We start from the raw sequence: 13,370 nt of genomic DNA on the forward strand, positions 1-13,370 counted from the left end.
CATATGGCGTGTTCCTGGTGGTTATTCATTTTTATCCTTCTTGTCTGCCCAGAAATCGTAAAAATTGAACCATTGCAGCGGTTGTTTCACAACAAGCTTTTCCAGCCAGCTTGCATATGTTTTTGCATATGTCGTGATTGTGGCTGTGCGTGTCTTGCGCGGCAAGTCTATGCGCTCAGCCAGTTTTTCCCAAGAAATGTTGAAACGTTTGCCATCTCGCCAGGCCGCGACCATGTAGACCGGGCACCGCAGAAGGTGAGCAAGGATAAATGGCCCCTGCGGGAATGGGGCATTCTGGCCGATAAAGGGCACAGAAACCGTTTTATCCCGGGCGCCGATGGCCACACGGTCAGCAGCAATCACGATCCATTCACCACGTTCCACCTTTTCACGAAGAAGCATCGCGGTATCCGGGCCGATATCGCTAACCTCGATCAAGTCGACCTGGCTTGCCGGGGCAAGCTTTTGAAGCACGCGGCCAAATCGGGCGGCGTTTTTCTGATGAAGCAGCACATTGACCCGAAAGTTACGATCACGGCTGGCGATGGCGCGAACGAGCTCGATATTGCCAAAGTGCGAGACAAAGAGGATTACCGCCTGATCCCGGGGGATGTAAGAAAAAAGACTGTCCGCATCTTCGGGCAGGTCAAGATCATCAATGTTCATTTCGCCGCACCAGGCAGCGATTTTATCAAGGGCGGATTCCCCGAACTTCATGAAATGGCCAAAGCAGTCACGCCAGGTCGGCTTGGGATCGCCATTATGCTTTGCTACGCGTTCAAGGAAGTCTCGCGATGCCGCCCGTGCTGTGCGCCCTGTCACGAAGAAATAGGCAATGATCGGCGACATCACTGCCAGACAGAGCTTTCGTCCACCAAAACGATAAACCTGTCCCAGTAAACGCATGCCCCAATAAATGCCGCGTTCATCGATTTCAGACCAATGATTTTCGGTGTTTGCGTTTGTGGGTGACTCAAACTTTCCGCCCTTGGCAATGAAGCGTGGAAGCCTTGCAAGCATGCCACACACCAGTCGGGTATGCATCCAGCTGATCAGAACGTTATCGCGCCACATGCGGAAGTTCGACGTGTTTCCAACCGGGTAGGTGACCTTGATGGGCATATGGATTACGGGCACGCCCTGCCAGAAAAGGCGAACCATGATTTCGGTGTCGAAGTCCATCCTGTGGCCGATGCCATGGCGTTTCCAGATATCAAGGCTTGGGCCAATGGGATAGATGCGAAACCCGCACATGCTGTCGCGGATATGAAGCGACAGTGTTTCAATCCACACCCAGACATGGGTCACCCAGCGGCCGATCTTGCGCCCGGTGGGGATGCTGTCATCATATATCGGAAGTCCGGTAATAAGGGCTCCGGGCGATTGTTGCGCAAGTTTGACCATGTCATCAATGCGATCAAGTTCATGCTGACCATCGGCATCAATCTGAAAGGCATGGGTGAACCCATGACGCTTGGCCGCGGCCATGCCCGTCATCACGGCCACGCCTTTGCCAGCATTTTCATCAAGCCGTTGGCAGAAAATACCGCTAACAGGTGCATGTAACCTGCTTACGGTGTTTCGGGTTTCGGTGTCCGAACCATCATCGACGATAAAAACCGGGATGTCGTGCGCACGAATGCGCGTTACGACACTTTCCAGCGCGGAACTGTGGTTATGGGTGGGGACGACGGCACAAAGCTTCATGCGGCGTCACCATCATATTTCAATATGCCCGAGCTCAGATCGCCGTCACTGTCCGAGAAGTAACGGAATTTTACTTTCTGGCGACTTGCATCAAGGCGCATTTCCAAGTTCACAACATGCCCCGGGAGGATCGGTTTTCGGAACTTAAGCTGGGAAACCTCAGAGGTCGTTTCCGGCGTTCCGAACATGGAAGACGCATAGGACGTCGCCCAATGCAGTTGGGTGACGCCTGGTAAAATCGGCATGTCCGGGAAATGACCGGCAAAGTAAATCAGGTCTTCGCGCAGCCTCAGTTTGAGCGCGACCTGATCGTCGGTTTGAAAAGTATCCAGAATATCGGGTTCTGTTGGCCTTTGTGCGAACACAGCGCGTAACAGATGAAGCGGGCGCTTGCCCTGGCTGTCTGTTGGGATCTGGTCAACAAACCGCCAGCGCTGCGGCAGAGCGGCGTCTTCTTCAAAGTCGGCGATCTCACGACGTAACAAACGGCCCATCCGAAAAGTGCCCAATTCTTTGTGCCGGGCAACCCCCGCATCGCTAAGAACAATGATCGCACCAAGTCGGCGATCCTTATCGTCGGGAAGTAAAACAACCGCCTCCGATACCAGATCAGAGACCATCAAATGTTGTTCCACCGAACTCAGTGAAACACGTTTTCCTTCAACCTTTACAATTCGGTCGGCACGCCCCAGCAAGCGAAACTTCCCGGAAGTCTGGTCAATATCGGCTTTGTCTTCGGTTTGATACCAGTCTGACTGGGCAATATGCGGTCCCTGCACCGCAAGGCATCCCTTATCATTCAGACGCGGTTTTACGCCGGGCAGGGGCGTCCAGTCTGTTTCAGTGGACGTTTGGCGTCGATAAGCAATGCCGCCGGTTTCCGTGCTGCCATATATTTCGATAGGGCAAGTCCCGAACATGTCCCGCGTCGCTTGTGCATGTTTGTAGTCAAGTGGTCCGCCGGACGAGAAAATCAGAGATGGTCGTGCTATATCGGCCAGACCCGGATGCAGGTTTTTGAGATGTGCGGGACTGGTGATCAGGACATCTCCCTGATTGAGGTCACCCTGCATCATTTCCCAGAATGGCGCAGGGTCAGCGGTGAATATCCGGCCAGACATAACCGGCCAGATCACACGAAAGATCAGGCCGTAAATATGCTGGTGCGAAACAAGCCCGACAATCCGTGCGCTTGGTGAAATCATCGGTGACCACAGCGGGTCCTGAATGGTGACTTCTTGCTCAATCTGTTCAAGTGTTTTCGTGATGGGCTTCGGAAGGCCTGTACTGCCGGATGTAAAAAACACGGCAAAACAACGTGTTGGAGTCGGTATTGTGTCTGGTTGCTGAGGACAGGTTGCTTGACCAGCTTTCATCAGATCTTCGATTGATGCGTCATCAAGGAAAAGATCAAACTGATCATCGATGGTGCCGAGATAGGCGGGTTTGTCGGTCGCAGGCAGGATTACCGTCGAGCCACGCCGCCATATTGCCATCAGGGCAATCGCGAACAGATGTGCAGATTGACAGTGAACTGCGATGCGTTTTTCACCCGGAAGGTTTGCTGCAAGTGTGATGGCATCCTTCATCAACTCCGCACGCGTAATTAGCCGTTCACCAACAATGCATTGGGGCCTATTGCGGCTTTCTGTCTGGTAAAGGGCTGTCAAAAATCCGGTCATACTCGATGATCATTGATATGATGTTGGTGGCGGGCTTTGATGATGCGGCGAACAGGCCATTCCCCGACGAACAAACTCGCAATCAAAATATATGAAATCAACCCGTTATATAGGGTCCATGTTTCAAGTGTTGCGTAAAGTGCGGTCCACAAGGCAACCAGGCCATTCGCAATAAAAAACGCGATCCATACTTTGGTCAGTCCGCGGGTGTACATCACCCCGAATGTATCTAGTTCCGGTGTTTGCAGGCGGGCGAACCGCTCAATAATCGTCATCCCAGAGAACAGCGACAGCGTAAACACCAGGGCAAGCGTCGCACTGATAATGACCGGGTAGAAACGCAAAGCCAAGATCTCGCTGGCAAAGCCTGCTGCGCCGAGGATGACAGCAACGATGCCGGCAATCAGTCCCGCACCATATTTATTGGCGATGAAGAACATAATAGCGCGTGCAATGACAAAGATGATGGCCGCGATCAGGATAATACGTGGGGAAACCGCGCCCAAACCGAAATACACGATAACCGGATAGGCGATGCCCAACAGGGCAATAACGATGGTCAAAATCCGTTTAGGAACTGACCAGGTCATGAATTTTCTCTACCACATCATCGACCGTACGCACCGACCGGAATTCCATGGCCGGGATTTTCTTGCCGGTAATTTCCTGAAACTTCACAATAAGATCAACCGCATCGATACTGTCGAGATCAAGGTCTTCCATCAGGCGGGCATCGGGCTGGATGTCCTCGGCCGGGACTTCGAACATATCGACAAGGTAATCGTGGAGCTGCTGATAAACGTCTTCACGGCTATGCATGATCACCCCTCCTTGCCGGACTGTTCGATGAAGCGCGCAAGGTTGCGGACCGAAGCGAAGTGGGTTTTGACATCTTCGTTCTTGGCATCAATACGTACGTCGTACTTCTTCTGAATGGCGACCCCGAGTTCGAGCGCATCAATGGAATCAAGTCCAAGCCCCTCGACAAAAAGCGGTTCTTCGCCGTCAATTTCTTCGACTGTGACGTCTTCAAGGTTAAGCGTCTCGATAATAAAGGCTTTAAGTTCGTTTTCCAGCGCGGTCATTCTTCAGTCTGTCCACAAAATAATCCCTGATGAACCGGGTAACATACCGGGCCTGTTTGGCACGGCTGAGCTCCGGATCATGCAAATCCCCAAATGCAAGCGGCTTATCCGCCACGATACGATAGCGTATTTTCGATGGTGCGATCCTATACCACGGTACCCCTTTTTTCAGAGTATCGTGATTACAGTGCACAACCACCGGAATCAAGTCGGCTTGTGTTTCTATCGCGATGTTGGCAACGCCACGTTGGAATTTCCCCAATGTTTGGTTGCTTGGCGTGCGGGTTCCTTCCGGAAAAATCAGGATGCACGCACCATCACTCAGATGATATTTCGCCTGTTTAATCAGGTGTTCCGGGTTGTCATCATTGCGAATAAAGCCGGCAGCCCGCACGACACCGAACAAAAACGGATTCCGAAACAGCTGGTGCTTTACGACACATTGGCACTTATCACGCTGTGCCAGGATCATCACAACATCAAGCAGAGTAGGGTGGTTCGCGATGATGATCGACCCGTTTGCTGCACGAAGCTGCGCAATATTCTTGGTTTCGACCGAGGCGACGCCAATTACATCAAGCATTCTGGCAAAAACTCGGAAACCGCGACAAATCACGAGCTGCGCATAGCGCCTTCGCTTTTCGCGGTCCTGAAGTACCAGCATCATGGCCGGAAAAATCGTAAGCGCCATAAAAAGCCCGCCGAGCCCGAAACTGGCAAAGGCAAAGCCCGTGGCTACAAGGCGCCAGTACCAGTTAAAGCCTTTTTGGGTGCCTTTGCGCTGAGGTCCTGGCCGCTGAGCTATATTGTCAGTCATTTTTGGTAACGGTCCAACAGCCGTTGGTTCCGGAAAGTGTGTGTTTTCCTAGACCGCTTTCCAAAAACTCGACAAAGCGTTCTGCCTCGAGAGGTGCCGATATCCGGGGCGTTTCCGAAGTCGTGCCGAATTCGGCCGTGTAGCTGTTGGATTGGCTGGCATGTGATAAAGGTTCGAGCCGCACGGCCAGCGCGGTTCCAGTTTGGTCACCCTGTTCAAGATGTCTGTAAACAGCAGGCAGCGGCAGGTCGATATAGCACAGTATGACGGGCAGGTTGGTGTCATTGATCTGACAAATTGCCTCTGTCATACCGGCGATAAGGCTATCCGGCCCGGCGGCAACGGCAGTATGGCTTTCAGTTATTGACCAATTAATCGATGCGATGCCCACCAGCGCATTGTGAACCGACATGCCAAAGTCGGCCGGAGACAGTGCTTCGTCCGTTATGACCTGGTGCAGAAGCTTTACAGTGCGTTCAATATTTCCGTGTCTTGATGCAAACACGATGTATGGATTGTCGTCTGTGCGCAAGGTTGTCGCCAAGACCTCTGCTGCGGCACGGCCATACAGATCCAGTCGGCGTTTCCATGCCGGTTTCAAACCGCCAGCCAAGTCAGCCTTGCCGATCCCGGTTTTGCTGGATTGAAGCAGCCCGGGCGTTCCGTATTTCAGATCAGCGTGATCGTTAGACCCGCACCAGAACGCCCAGTTTGTAAAGCTGACTTGCACTGCCATAAGTGGCGCGATCAGTTGGCAACTGCGGCTTTGGCCGACACTTCACGCAAGATATCCTGACGCAGGTTATTGACCCAACGATTGTAATTGTAATGGATCGAGGTGCCGTCATAGTTCAGGTTTGTACTATCGGCATAGACGATGGAGAATTCGGTTTTGTCAAAGCCGATTCTAACTTTTGCCATGTGCGAGCGTGGCGAGTAGGTGGCGAACAGTACGCCGTCCGCCTGACGGGTAATGATCCAGTCACGGTCGGACGCGGCTTTGATGATGCTTTCTTCAATTTGCGCAAGGCTGAGCTTTTCAGTGCCGGCCGGGAATGCATGGTGAGTGACATTTTCGATAGGTGCCGTACGGCAGGCCGCGACAAGAAGTGTCAACAAACCGACGACGGCAAACTTTAAACGGCGCATATCCAACCTACCAATTTTCGATATTATGTTGTGCATCCGATGCGGATGATTGTTGCATGTTACAACAATACTTAATTGTGTAATGAAACCATGATGAACCATTCAACCAAAACTTGGCCTTCAGACGAAAATTTCCCATCAGTTCCCGTTAATGTTGCGGGAAATGGAAGTGTTTTATGGTCCATTTTGCGATTGGAGCATGGGGCGAACGCAAGCCGTCGCGCACAGCGCCTGCGATCGTCAAGTGCCGCGCAATCAATGCTGCGTAACCTCGCGCTGAAGCATTTAGGACCTTCGCAGGCATTTGAGGTGTCCAAGGAGCCGTCGGGCAGGCCGGTAGTCAGGCTTTCAGATAAAGCCCTGATGGCAAGTATCAGCCATAGCCGAGATTTGGTCTGCGTCGCACTCGGATGCGATGAACAAATCGCGGTTGGCATCGATGTTGAGTTTCACGAACCTGACAGAAATATTGAGGGTATGATCCGGTCGCTTGGCTGGGCCGATGTGGGACTGTCGGCAGGAGCATTTTATAATGAGTGGTGTCTCTATGAGGCACGGTTTAAAGCGACCGGCATTACCGCTCGAAACGAGCAGCCTGAGATGTGCGTTTGTGCCTTGGCGGTGCCGGCGCAGTATAGCGGAATGTTGGTGTGGGCGTCAGAACCCAGCGATAGTTCAAATCGATAATTTGTCATAATATATATTATAGAACTATTCGGTGCTGTGTCGCGTTAGGGCATTTCGACCTCACCTCTGAAGTCTTAGGTGCTTAGTTCACCTCAATAACCAAGCCATCATAAGCTGGTTCGACGTGATCTGGCGTGTCTGCCATCGCCTGTGCGTAGTCAAACTGGATGCTCATGTGCGTCATGTAGACTTGCTTGGGCTTGAACTCTTCGACCCAGCCCAGAAGTTTTTCGAGATGTGCGTGCGTGTTGTGCGGACGATGCCGCAAGCAATCCACGACCCAGACATCCAGATCATAGAGATGATCTTTGGATTCTTCAGGGAACTCAACCACATCCGTTGAATAGGCAAACTTCCCTATCTTGAAACCCAGGGTCTCGCCATAGCCGTGGTCTTGGCTGAACACCGTGATTGGAACCCCTGCTGGCGTGATTGGCCCCGTGATGACATGCGGGATCAATACCGGCTTGAAATAGAACTCAACGCCTTCTGGCAGTGGCGTGAAGACATAATTGAAGCGATGATCAATGTCCGAGATTGTCTGTGCATTTGCATAGATATCAATCGGACGCTCCATGGCGACATTCAACCAGCGAACATCATCAATGCCATGCACATGATCGGCATGTGAATGGGTAAACAGGATGGCATCGACGTGGTCGATCCCGTGCGTCAGCGCCTGCTGGCGAAAATCCGGTGTCACGTCGACAAGGATCTTTTTCCCGGCTTCCTCGATCAGGATCGAGCTGCGTAAACGTTGGTTTTTCGGATTGTTCGGGTCGCACTTTCCCCATCCAAGGCCAACCGATGGCACACCATTTGAGGAGCCGCAGCCCAGGATGGTTACCTTCGTCACTGTTATTCGGCTCCCAGCGCAAGCAGGTTTTTCCGATCAGCTTTTGTGAACAGTGTGAAGAAGTTATCCGTCGTTATTCGCGTGATTTCTTCGATGTCAACACCCTTGATTTCGGCTAGCTTCGCCGCCGTATGGGCAACGTAGCTCGGTTCGTTCGGTTTGCCGCGCTTGGGCACTGGTGCGAGATACGGCGCGTCGGTTTCCACCAGCAGCCGATCCAGCGGTACGTCTTCAACAGCGGCACGAATTTCCTTGGCCGAATTAAAGGTAATGATGCCTGAACAAGAAATATAAAACCCGATCTTCAGAGCGCGCTGCGCCAGAGCAGCGGAGCTCGAAAAGCAGTGAATAACGCCGGTAAACGGCCCCTTTTCATATTCTTCTTCCAGAATATCCATGGTGTCGTCATCGGCATCACGGGTATGGACGATCAAGGGCAAACCCGTTTCGCGGCAAGCCGCGATATGGGCACGAAAGCTTTGCTGCTGCGCATCGCGCGGGGCATTGTCATAGAAATAATCAAGACCGCTTTCGCCGATGCCGATGACTTTCGGGTCGGATGCCTTTTCGATCAGGGCATCCGGGCTTGAAAGCCCCTCCTCGCCCGCTTCGTGTGGATGAACTCCAATCGTGCAATAGATATGATCAGATTGTTCGGCAACCGCGCGGACCTTGTCAAAGGTCGTAAGTTTCACGCCGATGCTGACCATCATGCCAACGCCGGCATTTTTGGCCCGCGCAAGGGTTCCGCTCAGATCATCGGAAAACTGCGGGTAGTCCAGATGGCAGTGGCTGTCGACAAGGGCGACATTCATGCCTTCTCTCCTTCATCCTCGGTCTCGACATAGCGCGGGAAAACGCCAGCCGGTTTCGGAATTTCCGACCCCGGTTTCAGGGCGTTGTTCGGTCCAAGCGCATCAAACCCGCGCTGATCATCGGCCAGCACCAGCTGATCAAGGATTTTGGCCGCGGAGTCCGGCATGATTGGCTGTACAAGGATGCCGACGTGGCGAATGACCTCGGCCAGGACATACAAAACCGTCTCCATGCGCGCCGGATCGGTCTTTTTCAGGCCCCAAGGCGCCATTTCATCGACATAGCGGTTGGCATCACCCACAAGGCTCCAGATCGCTTCCAGCCCCTTGTTGAACGCCTGTTCGTCAAAGAGCGGACGCACGGTATCAAGCATGCCGTGTGCCTTGGCGAGGATTTCCTTGTCTGCGTCGGTGAACTCGCCCGGTGTCGGGATCGCAGCATTACAGTTCTTGTGGATCATCGACAGAACACGCTGGCACATATTGCCAAGATCGTTGGCCAGTTCGCTATTCATGCGGTTGACCATGGAACGATGGGAAAAGTCACCATCATTGCCAAACGGCACTTCACGCATCAGGAAATAACGCGTCTGATCCAGACCATATTTATCGGTCAGGTCATACGGGTCAATCACATTACCGATCGATTTGGAGATCTTCTGGCCTTCGTTGGTCCACCATCCGTGCGCAAAGACTCGCTTCGGCGGTGTGATACCGGCCGCCAGAAGGAAGGCAGGCCAGTAAACAGCATGGAAACGCAGGATATCCTTGCCGACCATATGCAGGTCAGCGGGCCAGTATTTTTCAAGTTTGGCCGGATCTGCATCCGGGTAACCGATCGCGGTCAGATAGTTGGTCAGGGCATCGAGCCAGACATACATGACGTGGTCTTCGTCACCTGGCACCGGAACGCCCCACTTGAAGCTGGTGCGTGATACGGAGAGATCATGCATGCCACCCTTCACAAAGCTTATCACTTCGTTGCGGCGTGATTGCGGTGCGATGAAGTCCGGGTTCTGTTCGTAGAACTCCAGCAGGCGATCACCCCAAGCAGACAGCTTGAAGAAATAACTCGGTTCAGACACCCACTCCACCGGTGCGCCGGTTGGTGCGAGTTTTTCGCCGTCTTTTTCGATCAGTTCCTTCTCGCCGTAGAACGCCTCGTCACGGACCGAATACCAGCCATCATAGGAGCCCAGATAAATCTCGCCCTTTTCAAGCAACGTATTCCAAAGCGCCTGACAGGCCTTTTTGTGACGTTCTTCCGTGGTGCGGATGAAGTCATCGTTGGAATAGTTCATGTGAACGGCAAGATCGCGGAAGTTTTGCGAAACCTGGTCTGTAAACGCCTGCGGGGCAATGCCCTTCGCTGCGGCCGATTTGTCGACCTTTTGACCGTGTTCATCGGTTCCGGTCAGGAACATCACGTCATAACCGTCCAGGCGCTTGAAGCGGGCCAGAACGTCACAGGCAAGCGTGGTATAGGCATGGCCAATATGGGGCTTGTCGTTGACGTAATAGATCGGTGTCGTGATGTAATAGGGCTGTTTGTGCCCGGTCATGGTGGCAAATCCTTCGCGCAAGTCGTGAAACAAAACGGCCCGAAATGGGCCGTGATGGTCAAAATTTCGGCATGTGGGCAGTGATGTCAGGTTCGCATGGTTTCTTCAAGCATGAAGAATGCATTCAGCAAGGCCTGCTTGCGATCAAGATGCAAACCGCGGGTCGCGCCCATCAATTCGTTGATCTTTTCCCATACCTCCAGCCATTGATCAAGCGGTTGCGCGGCTGCCATGCGCTGCATGGCGGGCAATTCACCGTCAACGACTTCGCGGGGCGCCTGCCCTGTGGCGGCAAACCGGATCATTCGCGCAAGCCACCAATGCATCAATTCGGTGATTGTTGCAAAGGCCGCGTCTTTGTCTGCAGGTGAAAATCGCTCTGCAAACTTGTGTTGGGCTGCTACATCGGCATTGGGGAGTGCGGCGATGATATCGACAAGTTCAGTATAAAGCTCAAGCCCGCCCACTTCATGGAGTTGAAGTGCACGACCGATGCTGCCTTCTGCGAGACCCGAAAGTGCGTCACGTGCGCCAAGATCCATATCCGGGCAATAGCGCCCAAGAAGATCGACAACCTGATGATCTTGCAGTGGGCCAAGATTAAGGCGCCGACAGCGCGACCGAATTGTCGGTAGCAACCGTCCCGGATGATGGGCAACAAGGATCATCATGGCGTTGGCTGGCGGTTCTTCGAGAACCTTGAGGATCGCGTTGGCAGCATTGCGGTTCAGTTCATCGGCGGCATCAACAATAACGATCCGCCATCCGCCCTCTGCCGATGTCTTCGACATGAAATTTCCAACCGTCCGCACGCTGGCTACGGTGATTTCGCCCTGCAGGCGTTTCTTCTTGTCGTCGTACTGACGCTCGATAACCTTAAGATCACCATGACCGCCACCGGCAATCCGTCGTGCTACCGGGTCTTCCGGATCGACATAAAGACCGTCATTCTGGTCGCCAAAGAGCCCGGCACCGGCATTGTTTCCGCCGCCGGATAGGATGAAACGTGCCATACGATAGGCAAGCGTTGCCTTGCCGACGCCCTTGGGGCCACAGAGCAGCCAAGCGTGATGCATGCGTTTGCTGTTCCAGGCATCAAGAATGACTTTCTCGGCCTCTTCGTGGCCAAGAAGGGCATCATTGCGTCGCGGCTCAAAGGGGTTTTCTTCTTCGGGAAGGTCGTCCTTGGCCATGATCAGGTCCCCTGCCCGGCAATGCGCCCCTGAACAGCGGCGATGACACGTTCACCTACGCTTTCGATGTCTCCACTGGCGTCAATGACGACACAACGGTCTTTTTCAGTTTCTGCAATTTCGCGGTAACCGTCACGTATGCGCTCGTGAAATGCAAGTCCCATGCGTTCATAGCGGTCCTCAGCGGCACTGACATTGGCAAAACGTGCCCCAGCTCGGTCAAGACCAACTTCAAGCGGCAGATCAAAAATTACGGTCAGATCAGGTTTGAAATCGCCGATCGCCAGTTTCCAAAGATTGCGGATATAGTCTGCACCAAGGCCATGGCCGTAGCCTTGATAGACAACTGATGAGTCTGCGAACCTGTCACAAAGAACGACTTTGCCTTCGGCAAGGGCCGGACGAATGGTGCGTTCAACATGATCGCGACGCGACGCAAACATCAGAAGCGCTTCGGTTACGGCGTCCCAGCGACCGGGATCGCCTGTCAGAATAAGGTTGCGGATTTCCTCGGCACCCGGCGAGCCACCGGGTTCGCGCGTGACGACAACATCCCGGCCCTGCTCGCGGAACCAGGTTGCCAAATGGTGGATCTGGGTGGACTTTCCGCTGCCTTCACCGCCTTCGAAACTGATGAACAAACCGGGCTTCGACTTCACCCGTTTGCCCCCCAGAGAAGATATTTGAAGGCTGCGCCAATACGGCCAACAAATCCAAGGCGTCCGACATCATGGGCGGCATAAAGCGGGAACTCGATGGTGTCCTGATCGGGGACTTCGACCTTAAGTGTTGCGATCTGATCGCCCTGACTGATCGGGGCCGGCACCGGACCATCATAGACGACGGTGACCTTCATATCGCGGCTGGCACTACGCGGCAGTGTCAAAAGGATTTCCTTGTCAGCGACAAGATCAACCTTGGTTTCCGAACCCAACCAAACATTAGCGGAACTGACGGTTTCGCCCTCTGCGAACAGATCGTAGTTGTCAAACTCGCGGAAGCCCCAATCCAGAAGCTTTTGGGACTCCGTGCGACGTTCACGTACAGAATCCAGACCGTTGACCACAAGGATCAACCGACGCCCGTCACGCTCGGCCGAGGCCGTAAGACCGTATCCGGCCGCTTCTGTGTGACCGGTTTTGAGGCCGTCAACACCGGCACTCGTGCCCAGCAGCGGGTTGCGGTTGGGCTGACGGATACCGTTATAGGTGAATTCCTTGACGGAATAGAGCTCGTAAAGGTCCGGGAAACTGCGAATGGTGTCGCGCGCAAGGATGGCAAGATCATGAACTGTCACAAGGTGGCCGTCCGCCGGCCAGCCGGTGGCGTTCTTAAAGACGGACTTGGTCATGCCGATTGCGCGGGCTTCTTCGGTCATTGCCTCGGCAAAGGCTTCTTCGGATCCACCAATTCCCTCTGCGACGACGATTGCCGCGTCATTTCCCGACTGAACGATAATACCGTGCAGTAGGTCAGAGACCGAAACGTTGGAGTTTACCTCGACAAACATTTTCGATCCGCCCTTACGCCAGGCTTTCTCGCTGACGTGGAAGGTGTCGTCCATCGAAACGCGACCGTCCTTGATATACTTGAACAGCATATGAACGGTCATCATTTTGGTCATCGAAGCCGGCTCGGTCAGGGTGTCCCCTTCTTTATCAAGCAGCACTGCGCCAGTATCGAAGTCCATAATGAAAGCTTCACGTGCGCTGGTCTCTATTGCCTGCGCGCTTGCAAAGCTCATCGACATTGCCATGACTGAGCCAAAAATTAAGGCTCCGGCCACTACCCGGTTCAGAGTGCTTTTGAACGGAACT

At 53.5% G+C, this 13,370-nt stretch carries 15 protein-coding genes; 1 reads left to right on the forward strand and 14 read right to left on the reverse strand.

Features of this window, described 5'->3' with window-relative positions; all coding sequences use genetic code 11:
• Positions 1–21 precede the first annotated feature (21 nt).
• The 8 genes from B2T33_RS15420 to B2T33_RS15455 form a co-directional block, all read right to left on the reverse strand.
• A complete protein-coding gene (locus tag B2T33_RS15420; RefSeq protein WP_197147475.1) occupies positions 22–1,707 on the reverse strand; it encodes a glycosyltransferase family 2 protein in 1,686 nt (561 codons plus the stop codon).
• Complete coding sequence (locus tag B2T33_RS15425; RefSeq protein WP_197147476.1) at positions 1,704–3,083, reverse strand: AMP-binding protein; 1,380 nt, start codon at positions 3,081–3,083, stop codon at positions 1,704–1,706. The genes B2T33_RS15420 and B2T33_RS15425 overlap by 4 nt, the downstream gene beginning before the upstream one ends.
• Before the next feature lie 302 nt (positions 3,084–3,385).
• A complete protein-coding gene (locus B2T33_RS15430; RefSeq protein WP_286792511.1) occupies positions 3,386–3,979 on the reverse strand; it encodes a hypothetical protein in 594 nt (197 codons plus the stop codon).
• Positions 3,960–4,208 (reverse strand): acyl carrier protein, encoded by a 249-nt coding sequence (locus B2T33_RS15435; protein WP_064781383.1) that lies wholly within the window; start codon positions 4,206–4,208, stop codon positions 3,960–3,962. The genes B2T33_RS15430 and B2T33_RS15435 overlap by 20 nt, the downstream gene beginning before the upstream one ends.
• 2 nt (positions 4,209–4,210) lie before the next feature.
• Positions 4,211–4,474 carry a phosphopantetheine-binding protein gene (locus tag B2T33_RS15440; RefSeq protein ID WP_197147478.1) on the reverse strand — a complete coding sequence of 88 codons (264 nt, stop codon included), beginning with the start codon at positions 4,472–4,474 and terminating at the stop codon, positions 4,211–4,213.
• Positions 4,449–5,291: a lysophospholipid acyltransferase family protein gene (locus tag B2T33_RS15445; protein WP_197147479.1), complete on the reverse strand. Its 843-nt coding sequence runs from the start codon at positions 5,289–5,291 to the stop codon at positions 4,449–4,451. Before B2T33_RS15445 ends, B2T33_RS15440 begins: the two co-directional genes overlap by 26 nt.
• Positions 5,284–6,027 (reverse strand): beta-ketoacyl synthase chain length factor, encoded by a 744-nt coding sequence (locus tag B2T33_RS15450; RefSeq protein WP_063089556.1) that lies wholly within the window; start codon positions 6,025–6,027, stop codon positions 5,284–5,286. Before B2T33_RS15450 ends, B2T33_RS15445 begins: the two co-directional genes overlap by 8 nt.
• An 11-nt stretch (positions 6,028–6,038) precedes the next feature.
• On the reverse strand, positions 6,039–6,440 hold the full coding sequence (locus tag B2T33_RS15455) for a hypothetical protein (RefSeq protein WP_286792512.1): 402 nt from the start codon (positions 6,438–6,440) through the stop codon (positions 6,039–6,041).
• Between the two features lie 93 nt (positions 6,441–6,533).
• Here B2T33_RS15455 and B2T33_RS15460 point away from each other — a divergent pair, with 93 nt between their 5' ends.
• A complete protein-coding gene (locus B2T33_RS15460; protein ID WP_286792513.1) occupies positions 6,534–7,127 on the forward strand; it encodes a 4'-phosphopantetheinyl transferase family protein in 594 nt (197 codons plus the stop codon).
• A gap of 82 nt (positions 7,128–7,209) precedes the next feature.
• Here B2T33_RS15460 and B2T33_RS15465 read toward each other — a convergent pair whose 3' ends face one another.
• The 6 genes from B2T33_RS15465 to B2T33_RS15490 form a co-directional block, all read right to left on the reverse strand.
• Entirely contained in the window at positions 7,210–7,983 is a 774-nt protein-coding gene (locus B2T33_RS15465; protein WP_197147480.1) for an MBL fold metallo-hydrolase, read from the reverse strand.
• A 2-nt stretch (positions 7,984–7,985) separates the two neighbouring features.
• The gene (locus B2T33_RS15470; protein ID WP_063089563.1) at positions 7,986–8,798 is read right to left on the reverse strand and encodes a TatD family hydrolase; all 813 of its coding nucleotides are present in this window, start codon (positions 8,796–8,798) and stop codon (positions 7,986–7,988) included.
• Positions 8,795–10,360 carry a methionine--tRNA ligase gene (gene metG, locus B2T33_RS15475; RefSeq protein ID WP_063089565.1) on the reverse strand — a complete coding sequence of 522 codons (1,566 nt, stop codon included), beginning with the start codon at positions 10,358–10,360 and terminating at the stop codon, positions 8,795–8,797. Before metG ends, B2T33_RS15470 begins: the two co-directional genes overlap by 4 nt.
• 86 nt (positions 10,361–10,446) lie before the next feature.
• Positions 10,447–11,553, reverse strand: a complete 1,107-nt coding sequence (locus B2T33_RS15480; protein WP_197147481.1) for a DNA polymerase III subunit delta' — start codon at positions 11,551–11,553, stop codon at positions 10,447–10,449.
• Between the two features lie 2 nt (positions 11,554–11,555).
• A complete protein-coding gene (tmk, locus tag B2T33_RS15485; protein WP_063089568.1) occupies positions 11,556–12,212 on the reverse strand; it encodes a dTMP kinase in 657 nt (218 codons plus the stop codon).
• Positions 12,209–13,297, reverse strand: coding sequence for a D-alanyl-D-alanine carboxypeptidase family protein (locus tag B2T33_RS15490; RefSeq protein WP_232308443.1), 1,089 nt, complete (start codon positions 13,295–13,297; stop codon positions 12,209–12,211). Before B2T33_RS15490 ends, tmk begins: the two co-directional genes overlap by 4 nt.
• Positions 13,298–13,370: the final 73 nt, after the last annotated feature.

The organism is Thalassospira sp. UBA4513 (assembly GCF_002388495.1).
Taxonomy (GTDB): domain Bacteria; phylum Pseudomonadota; class Alphaproteobacteria; order Rhodospirillales; family Thalassospiraceae; genus Thalassospira; species Thalassospira tepidiphila.